Origin of the sequence: uncultured Marixanthomonas sp., assembly GCF_963974425.1 — a bacterium.
Classification (GTDB): Bacteria; Bacteroidota; Bacteroidia; order Flavobacteriales; family Flavobacteriaceae; genus Marixanthomonas.
In genome coordinates this window covers 19971-34516 of sequence record NZ_CAXBCK010000024.1, presented here as the reverse complement: position 1 = coordinate 34516, position 14546 = coordinate 19971, and the positions used below count along the sequence as shown (strand labels likewise).

The 14546-nt window shown below is 33.2% G+C and carries 13 protein-coding genes; 12 read left to right on the top strand and 1 reads right to left on the bottom strand.

Annotation, left to right across the window (positions count from 1 at the left end; translation table 11 throughout):
• Positions 1–26 precede the first annotated feature (26 nt).
• The 11 genes from AACZ92_RS08685 to AACZ92_RS08635 all read left to right on the top strand — a co-directional run bounded on the left by AACZ92_RS08685 (position 27) and on the right by AACZ92_RS08635 (position 12665).
• Entirely contained in the window at positions 27–1343 is a 1317-nt protein-coding gene (locus tag AACZ92_RS08685; RefSeq protein ID WP_339699842.1) for an MBOAT family O-acyltransferase, read from the top strand.
• Positions 1343–2221 (top strand): hypothetical protein, encoded by an 879-nt coding sequence (locus AACZ92_RS08680; RefSeq protein WP_339699839.1) that lies wholly within the window; start codon positions 1343–1345, stop codon positions 2219–2221. The genes AACZ92_RS08685 and AACZ92_RS08680 overlap by 1 nt, the downstream gene beginning before the upstream one ends.
• Before the next feature lie 60 nt (positions 2222–2281).
• A complete protein-coding gene (locus AACZ92_RS08675) occupies positions 2282–3211 on the top strand; it encodes an FkbM family methyltransferase (protein WP_339699836.1) in 930 nt (309 codons plus the stop codon).
• Positions 3212–3230: 19 nt separating this feature from the next.
• Complete coding sequence (locus tag AACZ92_RS08670; RefSeq protein ID WP_339699833.1) at positions 3231–4316, top strand: glycosyltransferase; 1086 nt, start codon at positions 3231–3233, stop codon at positions 4314–4316.
• Entirely contained in the window at positions 4317–5651 is a 1335-nt protein-coding gene (locus AACZ92_RS08665; RefSeq protein WP_339699831.1) for a glycosyltransferase family A protein, read from the top strand.
• Positions 5648–6712 (top strand): glycosyltransferase, encoded by a 1065-nt coding sequence (locus tag AACZ92_RS08660; RefSeq protein ID WP_339699828.1) that lies wholly within the window; start codon positions 5648–5650, stop codon positions 6710–6712. Before AACZ92_RS08665 ends, AACZ92_RS08660 begins: the two co-directional genes overlap by 4 nt.
• Positions 6676–7824 (top strand): glycosyltransferase, encoded by a 1149-nt coding sequence (locus AACZ92_RS08655; RefSeq protein WP_339699825.1) that lies wholly within the window; start codon positions 6676–6678, stop codon positions 7822–7824. The genes AACZ92_RS08660 and AACZ92_RS08655 overlap by 37 nt, the downstream gene beginning before the upstream one ends.
• A 62-nt stretch (positions 7825–7886) precedes the next feature.
• Entirely contained in the window at positions 7887–9185 is a 1299-nt protein-coding gene (locus AACZ92_RS08650) for an O-antigen ligase family protein (protein ID WP_339699822.1), read from the top strand.
• Positions 9148–10173 carry a glycosyltransferase family 4 protein gene (locus AACZ92_RS08645; protein ID WP_339699819.1) on the top strand — a complete coding sequence of 342 codons (1026 nt, stop codon included), beginning with the start codon at positions 9148–9150 and terminating at the stop codon, positions 10171–10173. The genes AACZ92_RS08650 and AACZ92_RS08645 overlap by 38 nt, the downstream gene beginning before the upstream one ends.
• A 69-nt stretch (positions 10174–10242) precedes the next feature.
• Complete coding sequence (locus tag AACZ92_RS08640; RefSeq protein ID WP_339699817.1) at positions 10243–11187, top strand: glycosyltransferase family 2 protein; 945 nt, start codon at positions 10243–10245, stop codon at positions 11185–11187.
• 92 nt (positions 11188–11279) lie between these two features.
• The gene (locus AACZ92_RS08635; protein WP_339699815.1) at positions 11280–12665 is read left to right on the top strand and encodes a sugar transferase; all 1386 of its coding nucleotides are present in this window, start codon (positions 11280–11282) and stop codon (positions 12663–12665) included.
• A gap of 585 nt (positions 12666–13250) precedes the next feature.
• Here the strand turns inward: AACZ92_RS08635 and AACZ92_RS08630 are convergent.
• Positions 13251–14309, bottom strand: a complete 1059-nt coding sequence (locus AACZ92_RS08630; protein ID WP_339699813.1) for a DUF4105 domain-containing protein — start codon at positions 14307–14309, stop codon at positions 13251–13253.
• A gap of 16 nt (positions 14310–14325) precedes the next feature.
• On the opposite strand from AACZ92_RS08630, the gene AACZ92_RS08625 reads away from it, so the two are divergent.
• Entirely contained in the window at positions 14326–14472 is a 147-nt protein-coding gene (locus AACZ92_RS08625; RefSeq protein WP_339699811.1) for a hypothetical protein, read from the top strand.
• The last annotated feature ends 74 nt before the right edge of the window (positions 14473–14546 follow it).

Below are 14546 nucleotides of genomic sequence, written 5' to 3'. Positions count from 1 at the left end.
ATCTTTTAATCTTAGTAGCGAGTTATGTGTTTTATGGTTGGTGGGATTGGCGGTTTTTATCCCTATTGTTAATTAGTACGGTTGTAGATTATACCGTAGGGCTACAGTTAAAAAAAACAAACCGGGCAAACCATCGCAAACTTCTTTTGTTTATTAGTCTGGCTGTTAATCTAGGGTTATTGGGCTTCTTTAAATATTATAATTTTTTTATTGAAAACTTTACCACTGCCTTTACTTTTTTTGGTGGCAGTATTCAACCAAATACGTTAAATATTATTCTCCCGGTAGGAATTTCGTTCTATACATTTCAAACACTTAGTTATACCATTGATATATATCGAAAAAAGCTAAAGCCTACGAGCGATTTTGTAAGCTTTGCTACGTTTGTTTCCTTTTTTCCGCAGCTGGTAGCAGGACCTATTGAACGGGCTACACAGTTATTGCCACAGTTTTCAGAAAAAAGAAGGTTTAATGCCAATAATGCTGTCACGGGGATAAAACAAGTAATATGGGGGCTCTTTAAAAAAATAGTAATAGCCGATTCGTGCGCACAATATGCAAATGAAATTTTCGCTACTTACGAAACAGCTTCTTCCAGCACACTTATTCTAGGGGTTGTCTATTTTGCGTTCCAAATATACGGCGATTTTTCAGGCTATAGTGATATAGCCATTGGTACGGCTCGATTATTTAATATTAAGTTGTTACCTAATTTTAGGTATCCTTATTTTTCAAGGGATATAGCTGAGTTTTGGCGACGGTGGCATATTTCATTATCTACCTGGTTTCGTGATTATATATACATTCCGTTAGGCGGGAGCCGGGGGTCCAAAGCACAGCACATGGTAAATCTATTTGTGGTTTTCAGTATTGGGGGGCTCTGGCATGGGGCCAACTGGAATTTTATAGTTTGGGGCGTCTTAAATGCATTGTTTTTTATACCATTAGTGTTTTATAAAAAGTATAGCGTACACAAAGACACCGTGGCGCAACATACTGTATTGCCAAGTTTGAAAGAAGGAGTGCAAATGTTGTCCACTTTTATGGTAGTTTTGGTGGGGTGGGTCTTTTTTAGGTCGGAAACGCTTTCTCAAGCATTGGGATATCTTAAAGGAATATTCAATTTTGATTTCCATTTTGAATTACTGAACATAGGGCGATATACGGTTGAAATGCTTCCATTATTGATCATATTGATAAGTATAGAGTGGTTTTGCAGAAAACAGGAATTTCCATTGTGTTCTCCACGGTATGAGTATATAAAAACAATAGGAATAGTGATTATGATACTAGTATTTGGTAGTTTTTCGACCTTACAGGATTTTATCTATTTTCAATTTTAATGAAGCAATTTATAACATATAGTGTACTTCTTTTGTTAGCTACAACGCTACTGATGTTTATTTTGGATGCTACCTATACTCATGTTTATAATTCAGGATCGTATAGAAATAAAGTGATGTGGATACGCGATATGCAACCCGACACCTTAAACTATGCTATTTTTGGGTCTTCACGGGCTAAATATACTGTTAATCCTACTGTAATAGCACAACAAACCCAACAAAAAGGAGTTAATTTAGGAATGAACGCATCCGGTCCATTTGAAGTACAGCTGGCCGTGAAGGAGTTTTTTGAGCATACCTTCGCAAAACGTATTTTTGTACAGGTAGATTACACATATTACATGGCCGCCCCCGATAGTATTGGGCAATTGGTTTGGCTACCCTATATAAAGGAAAAAGATATATTTGAACACTTTAAATCGTATGGTAATACGTATAAAACATATAAACAAATCCCAATGTATCGATATTTAATATTCGATGGAAGTTTAGGCTTTCGGAATGTTACCTTGAGCGCTTTAGGGAAAACCCCTGATTTTCTAACTGATAATGGATTTAAAAACAGATGGGGGACTTTACAAGAAGACACACCCTATCCCTATACGTTGGAGCAAAAAACAAATAAGCATATTGATGAAATTATTTCTTTAGCAAAAAAGAAACAAGTAGCACTTTATTTTTTTACAGCCCCTGTATATAGACCCGCAGAAGATTTTTCAGTTTTGGAATCAAATGTTCCTAATTATTCTAATTTATCAAAAACAATTCAAAAAAAAAGATATTTTAGTGATCATACCCATTTAAATCCAGAAGGTGCTAAGCTTTTTACACAACAATTTATAGATACTTTTTTTTCTAAAGAATACAGATACTAGTGATATATGTGTTATTTTGCTTTACATATTAACTACTATTTTCTAGTTGAATTTAATTAAATGAAACAAATAAAAATATATGCCTTTATCTGTAGCTTGTTTCCTCCGATAGTATCGCAAAGTATTAGAAATATTATTTTTCCAATGAGTAAAGCACAAAGTTTAAAAATTGATTTTTCAAAAAAGGCGATTACAGGAAGTATATTTCGTGGTAATACTGCTGATGATCATTCATATAGGTTTGCAATACATGGTTTTTTTGATTGGAGAAACACTATAATAGCTCATCGGTACATTAAAAAATATAAAGGGGATATAATAGAAATTGGTGCTAATGTCGGTACAGAAACCATTTCTTTTTGCGATTTAATTGCAGGAAAAGGAAATGTTCATGCTTTTGAACCCTTGCCGAAAAATTTGATAGCTTTAGAGAGTCTAGCACAAAATACTAATAACTTATTGGTTTATTCAAATGCCATATCTAACAAAACAGCCAAGATTAATTTTCAAATCCCCCCAGAGAATACATCTGGCACAGGAAAAATAGTAGATCATCAAATAATAGGTACTAAGCAAAAAACTATAATAATTGACTCAATCCCATTAGATCGTTTAACACATGTTTTTAGCAACCCTTGTATTGTATCTATAGATACAGAGGGGCATGAACCTTTTGTGCTAGAAGGGGCTAAAAAAACTATACAAAAATTTAGACCAGCAATTATAATTGAAGTAAGCCCGAAATTATTAAAAAAATATGCAAATTCTGAATCTAAAAATATACATAGATATTTTCAAGAAATAGATTACACTTGTTTTATTATAAAAAGATATTCAATACAAAAGGTTTCTCCGAAGGATTTAGACTTAAAAAATGCTTCTAATTGGTTTTGTGTACCAAATGAAAATAGCCAAATTATAACTAAAATTAAAAACGATTTATTGTTAAGGGCCTTTATTCCTTGGTATTGTTTAGCCCCTTTATCATAGAATTAAACTTTCTAAGTTCATGAAAACTGTTTTTATATCGACTTCGCCTCCAGGAAAAGCTAGACCTGATTATTTTCATGCATTGGGCAATTCTTTTACGAGAGATGGCTATCGAGTTGTAATAATTATGGATGGAAGTCCAAAAATTCTTCCTGAACATAATGCTATCTTGTATAAAAAATGGCCTAGCAAAAGACCTACTAATTACAAAGATTTTATTTTTTTGAGAGCATTAATTAAAAAATTTAAACCAGAGGTTTTAATATCTTCATTTGGTTCTGTAAATATCATGAATGTTTGTGGATATCTAGCTGGTATAAATAATAGGGTTAATTATATTTTATCTGTAAGTGAACTTTTTAATAGAAAATCAACGAGATTAAGTTTACTCAAATATAATTTTTTTAAAAAAAGAAAATCTATAGTTTATAAAAAGGCAACTTTATTAGTTGTAAACTCTTCGGGTGTTGAGAAAGATATTAAGAACTATTATGGACTAAAAAAGAATTTTATCACATTGCCAAACCTTATTCAAAATACCTCAATTCCGTACCAAGGAAAAGAGAAAAGAAAAAATCAAATAATTATAGTGGGAAACCTTATAAAAATTAAAGGGCATTTTTATTTACTGAGACAATTTGCAAAAACAATTGAGGAATATCCTGATTTAAAATTATTGATTATAGGCTCTGGGTTGGAAAAAGATCGATTACTAAAACAGGTTTCTGAATTAGATTTAGATAAAAATGTTAAATTTTTAGGGAAAGTAGCCTATGTTAAAATGGCTCAATATTTTTCAAAATCACTTATTCATATTTCTTCAAGTCTAAATGAAGCATTTGGTTTTGTAAACATAGAATCAATGCGAGAGGGAACCCCTGTAATTGCTACAAAATCTGCAGGGGCATTAGATATAATTAAAGAAGGAGAAAACGGATTCTTTTTTTCTCTAGATGATATAAACTCACTTACCAAGGCAATTGCAATTGTTTTGGATAATTGGAAAGATTATTCGGATAATTCTAAAAGAATGTTTAATAATCTATATGACCTTGAAGAACTAATAGACAATCATAGGGACTATTTAAAAGCAAAATTTTCATAAATGCCATTTTCTTTTTTATTTTATTTACAACCAACCTATACTTTTGTACTCCCTAACAAAAAGGGAAAGTATGCTTTTCCAATTCCTGATAAACTGCCCGAATCTGTAAAATTACAGATAAAAATTAATAAAAATTATAAATCTGAGCTAGCACGGCAATACGATATATCTTGGCAAGCACTTCATAAAGGATATTTAGGAGATACCGAAAAATATACAAACTTTAAAAAATTACCAATACAAGATGAATATACTTTTGTGCGTACTTATTTTAATGTTATTTGGTCATTCTATGTTCTATTAATCAGATTATTAACTTTTAAAAACCCTTTTCATGAAATCTCAGCTTGGTGGAAAAGCAGAATAGCTGTTAGAAGTAACTATTTAAAGGAACCTATTACATATTCTGAGTGGAAAAACTTCAATGATGGGTTTATAATAGATAAGCCTTTAGTCAGTGTTATAATCCCTACTTTAAATCGTTATAAATATTTAAAAGATGTTCTAAAAGATTTGGAAAAGCAAGATTATAAAAACTTTGAATTGATAGTAGTAGACCAATCTGAACCCTTTGAAGAAACATTTTATGATCAGTTTTCGTTACAATTACATGTTATTCATCAAAAAGAAAAAGCCCTTTGGTTGGCACGAAATACTGCCATTGAAAAGGCAAAAAGCGATTTTCTGCTATTATTTGATGATGATAGTCGAATAAATAAATACTGGATTTCCAATCATTTGAAATGCCTTTCTTTTTTTGATGCGGATATTTCATCAGGAGTTTCTATTTCTACCATTGGAGCAGAGGTTCCACTGCATTATTCTTTTTTTAAGATCTCTAGCCAGTTGGATACTGGTAATGTTTTAATAAAAAGAGAAGTATTTAGAAAACTAGGACTATTTGATCGACAATTTGAAAAACAGCGCATGGGCGATGGAGAGTTTGGGCTACGGGCCTATTTAGAAGGGTATTTAAATATTTCTAACCCATATGCAGATCGGTTGCATTTAAAAGTGGCAACGGGGGGATTACGACAAATGGGAAGTTGGGATGCGTTTCGGCCTAAAAATATATTTGCTCCTCGACCAGTTCCCAGTGTGCTCTACTTTTTACGTAGGTATTTTGGAAAAAAAAGAAGTCTATTTGCTTTATTAAAAACCGTTCCACCGTCAATTATGCCGTACCGATTCAAAAAAAATAAATCCATGATGGTACTGGGTAGTTTTATATCGATTGTATTGTTTCCTGTAATATTAATACAAGTAATTAGATCGTGGAGTCTAGCTTCAAAAAAAATAAAAGAAGGAAGTATAATTAAAAAGCTGGATTCGTGAAAGTACTACAGGTCATAGATCAATTACAGGCGGGGGGTGCAGAGCGGGTTGCGATAGACCTATCAATTTTGCTTAAAAATGAAGATGTTGATATTGATTTTTTAAACCTTTTACAACCTGCACAACTTGATAAAGAGCTTAAAAAAAATAATATACACGTAACCTATCTTAATAGAAAAAATAAGTACAACCCTTTTCTGTTGCTAAAGCTATTCTTTCTTTTAAATACCTATTCGGTAATTCATGTTCATTCTCGCCATGTTTTAAGGTATGTTGGACTAACTTTTTTTATTCCTACCTTTTTACGAAAGTATAAAGTTGTTTTTCACGATCACTACGGAAACATTGAAATGGACAAAACGATTTCCTATTATTTAAAAAAATGTATTAAAAATTGCAATGCTTATATAGGAGTTAGCGATAAATTGGTTGCTTGGGCCGAAAAGAAAAGGCTAAATAATTCCATTTATTTATTAGAGAATATTGTTAGAGAGAAAAAAAGTGTAAAAAAAATTAATACTAAAAGTGAAATTATAGTTGTTGGTAATTTTAGAGAACAAAAAAATTACGAGTTTTTAATGTCAATTCTTGAAAAGTTGCCCGTGAATGTTTCAATGGATCTTTACGGAGCAATTGTTGATCGCGAGTATTATGAAAAAATAGTAGAACAAGTTAGGAACTTAGGGCTTTCAAACCAGATTAATATAATTGAAAATGAAACGAATATTACGGCTTTATTAATAAATTATAAAATGGCTGTTCATTGTGCTGCATCCGAAACAGGACCTCTTGTTGCTATTGAATATATGTCTCAGCATATTCCATTTATCATGTTTAATACCGGGTCTGTTGCAAAGAAATTAAAGGAGCATAAATATGACTTGATTATGGATACCTTTCATGCCGAGAAGTGGTCTGAAAAAATAGAGAGCGTTTTACAGAATAAAAGCTATTTTGAACGGCTAAAAAAAGAAATAAGGTTACTTTACAGCACCAGTTTTTCAGAAAAAAAATATATATCCACATGTATGGAGATTTACCAAAATATACTACACTCTTAGTAATATCAGACACGACAGTTTTAAAAAGAGATGGAAAGGCTTATGGCTTTGGCCCAGTTGTTAAGGAGATAGATGCCATGTTACATTTGTTTAAAGAAATAACTTGGATTGGTTTTAATCGTCAAGCACAAGCTTATAATAAATCTTCTCTTCTAATATCTTCAGAAAGGGTTAAGGTTATACCTTTACAGCATGTTGGGGGTACAACACTTAGGGACAAAGTTTCAATTATAAAACAGTATCCTTCCATGTGGAAAATAATTAATTCTGAAATAAAAAAGCATACGTATATACATTGCCGTGCCCCGTCAAACCCTGCATTTATAGCAATGCATCTTTCTAAAAAATATCCTAAAAAACGTTTTTGGTTTAAATATGCCGGCAACTGGGTAGGAAAAGCGCCTTATTTTTATAGATTACAACGAGATTTGTTAAAAAAATTGAATAAAAATACTCTAATTACTGTTAATGGTACATGGGATAATCAGTCTGAAAAGGTACTGGCATTCGAAAATCCTTGCTTAACTGAAAGTCACAGAAAAGAGGGGGAGGTAACAGTACAAGGTAAATTATATACTAAGCAAAAGAAGTATTGTTTTGTAGGGGGATTAAACCAAAATAAAGGAATACTTTTATTGTTAGAAGCCCTTAAGACAATAATAAACGAAGAGTTTGGTGAACTACATATAGTTGGGGATGGTAACCTGGAGCACGTGGTATCCTCCAAAGTGTCAGGGTTAAACCATAAAATAAAGTTGCATGGTTCTTTGTCTAAAAAGCAAGTTCATGAAGTTTATAAAAAATGTCACTTTATTGTATTACCCTCTAAAAGTGAAGGGTTTCCTAAGGTTATTGGGGAGGCCATGAATTTTGGGTGCATACCTATAGTTTCAGATATATCTTGTATTGGCCAATACATTGAGACCGATAAGACGGGTTTTTTAATAACCCCAGTTAATGAAGTAGAAACTAAAAAGGCGTTGCAAAAAAGCTTTTCTGTTTCAGAAGAAAAATTTAAAAACATCATTAATTTAAACTATAAACTCGCTGAGCGTTTTACATATACTCATTATTTAGAAAGAATAGAAAAAGATATTTTTAAAAACCCATAATTACAGTTACTATAAAATTAAATAAAAAATACACCTATTTTCATTTATTGCTATTGCATATAGTGATAGGCTATACTATTTACGTCTCCGGGGCAACATCAAAATTCATTTTACTGGGGGCAATTTGCTTCTTTTTATATCGAATTATCAAGAACGGAAATAAAAATGATGAGGTGTTATTTGGTGCTGCTTATGTTACAGGGTTTGAAGTTCTTTCTAGAATGACAGGCGGTGCATTCACATATGAGTTCGCAAAATATGCAGTTATTGGGTTTTTAGTGCTCGGCATGTTTTACAGGGGGTTTACACGAACCTCATGGCCTTATGTGTTTTATTTATTTTTATTAATACCGGGTGTTTTATTCTCAGCAATCAATTTAAATTATAATACTGATGTAGGAAATGCCATTGGATTTAATTTAAGCGGCCCTGTATGTTTGGGGATTTCAGCATTATATTGTTATAACCGGAAAATACCTAAAGAACGATTCGCGTCTATTTTACATGTATTAATATTGCCAATTATTAGTATAACTATATATTTATATTTTTATACCCCAAGTATTCGAGATGCTTTAGAAGGCACCGCTTCCAATTTTGCGGCTTCTGGTGGCTATGGTCCTAATCAAGTCGCTACCGTTTTAGGCTTGGGGATGTTTATTCTTTTTGCTCGATTATTAACTATAAATAAAGCCTTTATTAATATCATAGACTTACTCTTATTGGCTTTAGTAAGCTATAGAGGTATTGTTACTTTTTCAAGAGGAGGAATTATCACAGCTGCAATATGTGCACTTGTTTTTTTAATCTTTCTTTATTTTTTTAATAAAACGGAGTCTAAAAGAAATATAGCAGTAAAGGTAGGTGTAACAGCATGTGTGATTTTTGGAATTTGGGTTGTTTCCTCTATAACGACATTAGGACTAATTGATAAAAGATATTCAAATGAAAACGCTGCTGGAGAACTTAAAGAAGATATAACAACAGGTAGAAGCAAATTGATAGCATCCGAATTAGAAGCCTTTTATGAATATCCTATAACAGGAATAGGAGTGGGTAAAGTAAAAGAATACCGTCAAAATAAAACAGGAGTTTTGTCAGCTACACATAATGAATTAAGTCGCTTGCTTTCTGAACATGGAGTTTTTGGTTTTTTAGCTATTATAATACTATTGATTACTCCCGTACTATTTTGGTTTGCTAATCAAAGTAATCCCTATTTATTTGCTTTCTTAGCCTTTTGGTTTTTAACGATCAACCACTCTTCAATGCGTATCGCAGCTCCCGCATTTATATATGGCTTGGCATTATTAAACATTACCTATGAAAAGAAAAAGAAACCTATTGTACATAGGGAATAAACTGGCTGCAAAAGGAAGTACTCTTAGTACTATTGAAAGTCTAAGCCGTAAACTGCAAGAAGAAGGTTTTACTGTTACTAGTGCGTCTGCTGTGGTCAATAAACCGCTTAGAATGATCCATATGCTATATAGTGTATGGAAATACAGAAAATGGGCTGACTTGGTTTTAATCGATACCTATAGTACCTTAAACTTTCAGTATGCTGTTTGGGTGGCTACCGTATGCCGTTGGTTTACTATTGCGTATATACCTATTTTACATGGTGGCAATCTACCAACTCGACTCCAAAAAAGTAAAAAACAAAGCAGAAAACTATTTGGTAACGCAACCACCAATGTGGCACCGTCCCATTATTTGCTAGCGGCTTTTAAAGAAGAAGGGTATAGTAATCTTACCCATATCCCTAATACAATACAGATTGAAAAATATCCTTTTTCACTCCGGGAACACCCAAAGCCCAAACTCTTATGGGTACGCTCCTTTGCCGAACTGTATAATCCCATGCTTGCTTTGCGCGTACTCGAACATTTAATAAAAGATGGTTATACGGAAGCGGAACTGTGTATGATAGGACCCGATAAAGATGGTTCTATGGCTCAATGCAAAGCATACGCAATACAAAAGAACTTACCCGTTACATTTACTGGGGGACTTGTTAAGGAAGAATGGTTACAGCAATCGAAAGGGTATGATATTTTTATTAATACAACACACGTAGATAACACACCTGTTAGTGTAATTGAGGCTATGGCGCTTGGATTGCCAGTTATTTCAACAAATGTAGGGGGTATACCTTATTTATTGACGCAAAATGACACAGGAATACTTGTGCCTCCTAATTCAATAGAAAATTTTGTTGCAGCCATTAAGCAGATACTTCAAAATCCCGATAAAACAACTGCCATGACTATTAAAGCAAGAAATTCGGTAGAAAAATTTGATTGGAAAGAAGTAAAAAAACACTGGATTTCAACGCTACAGAAGTAAAGATTTTTAAATTTACTTCATTTAGTAGCTAATTGCAGTTTTAAATGATTTAATTTTCCAAAAAGAAGTATGGGTCTCAACAAACAACAAATAGGTATTGTAATACCCTATTTTAATGCCAGCAAGCATATTGAAGCTGTAGTACAAAAAGCTTTACAGCATAGTAATACTATTGTTATAGTAGATGATAAAAGCCCTGAAGTACTTCCAGAAAGGCTACACCAATTTAAAAATACAGTAACCGTTTTAAATGAAAGTGAAAACCTAGGAGTCGGTGGAGCGACGAAGAAAGGATTTTTACATCTCCAATCCCTACCCGATATAAAAATTATTATAAAATTGGATGCGGATGATCAAATGGATACGGCATATATTCCACAGTTGGTTGAACCTATAGAACAAGAGGGATATAGTTTTGTAAAAGGAAACCGCTTTCGTGATTTTAGGGCACTTAAAAATATGCCTTGGTCAAGGCGTTTTGGTAATCTTTTCCTTTCTTTTTTAAGTAAAGTGGCAACGGGCTATTGGAATTGTTTCGACTTTAATAATGGGTTCTTTGCCATTTCAAAAAATAGTTTAAAATTGATAGATTCTAATAAAGTAGCTAACAATTACTTTTTTGAAACTTCGTTAATTGCTGAGTTGTATTATCAAAAAGCTAACATTAAAGAAATTGCGATGCCAGCAATATATGGGGAAGAAACTTCTAATATGAAAGTTTTTCAAATGCCTTTTTTATTTAGTATTAATCTGCTTAAAAAATTTATAAGTCGAATATGGAAATCTTACTTTGTGTTTGATTTTAATATAGGAACATTGTATATCGTATTTGGTCATTTATTGTTCTTTGCTGGAATAATTTATGGAGGAATTAATTGGTACCACTATGCGAGCAAGGATATTTTAACGCCCGTTGGGACGATAATGATAAGTACTTTATTAATTATTTTAGGTTTTCAATTGCTGTTGCAGGCCATACAATTTGATATTTTAAACACTCCAAAAGAAAAATAGGTGTTGGATTAAGGCTAAAAAAGTAAAACAAAAATGGATAATGCTCTTAAATTCCTAATTTTTTCTACTTTTACGACTATAATCCCCAGCCAATGACCCAAAAAGGAGGTATTCATTTTGAAATTTCCGAACGGAAAATCCTATTACGCATTTTCGATATAGTAAGTGTCTTGGCACTTTTGTACCTTATAGGGGAGGTGTTTGACTTTGATTACTTTAAAATAAACGCCCAACATTGGGTATGGTCTATCGTATTGGCTGTCTATCTCACTGTTTTTGCTACCATTTTTGAACTGTATGACTTACAAAAGGCCAGTAAGTTGGAAATCGTAATTCAAAACATAATTCTTACTGCTTCCGTAACGGTTTTATTTTATTTGTTAACCCCTTTCTATACACCTACACTACCCGAAAACCGATTGCAAATCGTTTATTTTTTCTTGGCTATTAACGTCGCGTTATTTCTATGGCGCTATGCTTATATAACCTTTATTTCTGCCCCCAGATTTTTTAAACATATTATGCTTATTGGTAATTCAGAGGAAATTGAATCGATCGTAACATCGTTGGAAACATCAGATCCTAATTATCGAGTAATCGGTTATGTTAATACAGGAAATAAATCCTATCAAACTGAAAAGTTAATCGAATTTGAGAATGAATTACTTTCGGAAGCCATAAAAAAACATACAATTTCTGAAATAGTAGTCGCGCTATCAAAGTCTGAAGAAATGACCATTCCTTTAAATAACCAGCTCATTAGACTGTTAGAGAAAGGGATGCCTATTCGGGAATACACTCATGTCTATGAAGAATTAAACCGTAAAGTGCCCGTACAGTATATCGCAGAAGACTTTTATCGTTATTTTCCCTTTAGCCGAAGTAACCAGAATAAATTATACTTGTTTTTTCACCGATTGATGGATCTCATTCTTTCCATAATCGGACTGTTATTTGGAATATTGATTTCTCCTTTTATAATTGTAGGAAATATCTTGGCAAATAAAGGGCCACTTTTTTACAAGCAAGAACGGGTTGGGAAAAATGGAAAACATTTTAAAATATATAAACTGCGAAGCATGGTGATTGACGCTGAAAAGGATGGTGCTCAATATGCAAAGAAAAAGGATACACGTATTACCTACTTCGGAACCTTTTTAAGACGAACCCGTATTGACGAAATCCCCCAATTTATAAACGTTATTAAAGGGGAAATGAGCGTGATTGGCCCTCGACCAGAACGCCCTATGTTTGTTGAAAGTTTATCAGAACAAATTCCCTTTTACGAAATAAGACACCTAGTAAAGCCTGGTGTTACGGGTTGGGCACAAGTAAATGCGAAATACGGTATGACCCAAGAAGATGCCATGGAAAAACTACAATATGATCTCTATTACATTAAACGCCGAAGTTTCTTTTTGGATAGTAAAATTGTGCTAAAAACTCTAAGTACCATTATCTTTTTTAGAGGACAGTGATTTAGTTGGCTTTAAGGAGTAGGCTTTAGGCAGTAGGCAGTAGGCTTCAGGCAATATGCAGTAGGCAGTAGGCAAGTAGTCAGTAGTGGTTTCGATACAAATTCGTAATCCTTGTCAGTCTTTCGAATTCACTCAACCACCGTTACGTTGTTGGAAGTAGTTATTTAGATGGTTGCTGAGTGCTTTTCGTTTTTACCATATTAAAATGATAAACGAAATAATATAAAACGAAAAGTGTATCGAAGCTACCGTGTTCAGTATTGGTTTCGATACTAATTCAAAATACTTTGGAGGTTTTCGAATTTACTCAACCACCGTTACGTAGTTGGGAGTAGTTGTTTAGATGGTTGCTGAGTGCTTTTCATTTTTACCGTATTAAAATGATAAACGAAATAATATAAAACGAAAAGTGTATCGAAGCTACCGTGTTTAGTGCGCAGTGTCCAGTATTGGTTTCGATACTAATTCGTAATCCTTATCAGTCTTCCGAATTCACTCAACCGCCGTGAGTAGCTATTCGGCTAAAAAGACCAATGTAAGGTTGTTGAGTGTCCCGCATCACGGGATGTATCGAAGCCCCCGGTTTTATTGTCGCTTCAAATACCCGACCAAAAAAATATAACGAATAGCCAAAGCAACCAATAAAGGAATTAGCGCTATTGCAAAAACCTGCACTCCCGTTATCCAATGGACAGTTAACAACCCTAATAGTACGATTAAAAAGAACACATATTTTCGTGCCCATTGTTTAGGAAACCGCTTCGCAATAATCGCTATTAGTAACAAGCTTAATGGAAAAGCCCACAATAAATTATAATTATTGGCCGTAGCCGTATGGTCTGTTGCTACCCAAAGTAACAATAAGAACACACCAATTAAGCCGGTAATGAAAAAAATAGTCGCATCCAAGAAACGACTTCTGGTGTTGTTTTTTCGGTCTTTAAAGGTGATAAACACAATTACTAATCCCAGTATTCCAAAAATAAATAACGGACTCGTTAAAAAGAAAGGATTTTCTTCAGTAGGATTATTTTTAAATAGGATAGTGGTGTTGCCTACTAATTTCTCATTACCACCGTTTCGTGTAATGGCAGCTGTTTCCGCAGCTTTAAAAATGTAGTCTGGCAGAAATTGATATTCCCAAGCGGTCGCTTGTTTATCGATTACAGCGCCTAAGGCTACGTCTATCCCTAAGCTTCCCCAAGTGTTCCAATGTAAGTTTTTTTGAATCAACTCTCTAAAAGTTTGTTCTTCTTCTACAAAATCATCATTATATTGAAGGTCATCACCCAACACTTCTTTAAGTACATCACGAATTTTCGTAGCGCAATTGTCATAGAAAAAGTCGTATTTGTACTTTCGGTTTTCGGGTTTGGCGTTGTTCTGAAGAAAATTAAAAACAGCTTGTTTTTCAGAATAGGTTAGGTTTAAGGTTTGCTGTTTTACCCATCGATTTTGTGCTACGTAGCTATTATAAAATGGCTGGTAATAGCTTACTCCTAATTGGTATAACAATTTTCCTCTTGCAAATTTGGTGTAGAAATTTGGTGTATTAAAATCATACACCCCATAATTAAATACAATGTCTAGATTCTTGCTTTTATCTTCTACACGAAAAGCACTATGACCAAACTTATCATACAACTGATCGCCAGGACCGATGGTTAAAATACTTACTTCGGCACTTTCTGAAAGAGACGTATATTGTGCTTTTGCTGTAGTATTCAGAAAAAAGAATAGTACAATGGCAAAGAGATATAGTGGTTTGGAAAAGAAAAGTTTTGTGTTCAGAACAGTAGATTTTTAAATGACTACTTCAAAAATAAGCTTTCTTTATATATTTCAAGAAATTATAAGAAGATGAATATAAATCAACAAGTC

Bases quoted from the DNA above. Each gene is read 5' to 3' on its own strand.
- AACZ92_RS08680 (WP_339699839.1), top strand. From the start codon at position 1,343: ATGAAGCAATTTATAACATATAGTGTACTTCTTTTGTTAGCTACAACG.
- AACZ92_RS08675 (WP_339699836.1), top strand. From the start codon at position 2,282: ATGAAACAAATAAAAATATATGCCTTTATCTGTAGCTTGTTTCCTCCG.
- AACZ92_RS08670 (WP_339699833.1), top strand. From the start codon at position 3,231: ATGAAAACTGTTTTTATATCGACTTCGCCTCCAGGAAAAGCTAGACCT.
- AACZ92_RS08665 (WP_339699831.1), top strand. From the start codon at position 4,317: ATGCCATTTTCTTTTTTATTTTATTTACAACCAACCTATACTTTTGTA.
- AACZ92_RS08655 (WP_339699825.1), top strand. From the start codon at position 6,676: ATGTATGGAGATTTACCAAAATATACTACACTCTTAGTAATATCAGAC.
- AACZ92_RS08645 (WP_339699819.1), top strand. From the start codon at position 9,148: ATGAAAAGAAAAAGAAACCTATTGTACATAGGGAATAAACTGGCTGCA.
- AACZ92_RS08640 (WP_339699817.1), top strand. From the start codon at position 10,243: ATGGGTCTCAACAAACAACAAATAGGTATTGTAATACCCTATTTTAAT.
- AACZ92_RS08635 (WP_339699815.1), top strand. From the start codon at position 11,280: ATGACCCAAAAAGGAGGTATTCATTTTGAAATTTCCGAACGGAAAATC.
- AACZ92_RS08625 (WP_339699811.1), top strand. From the start codon at position 14,326: ATGGTTAAAATACTTACTTCGGCACTTTCTGAAAGAGACGTATATTGT.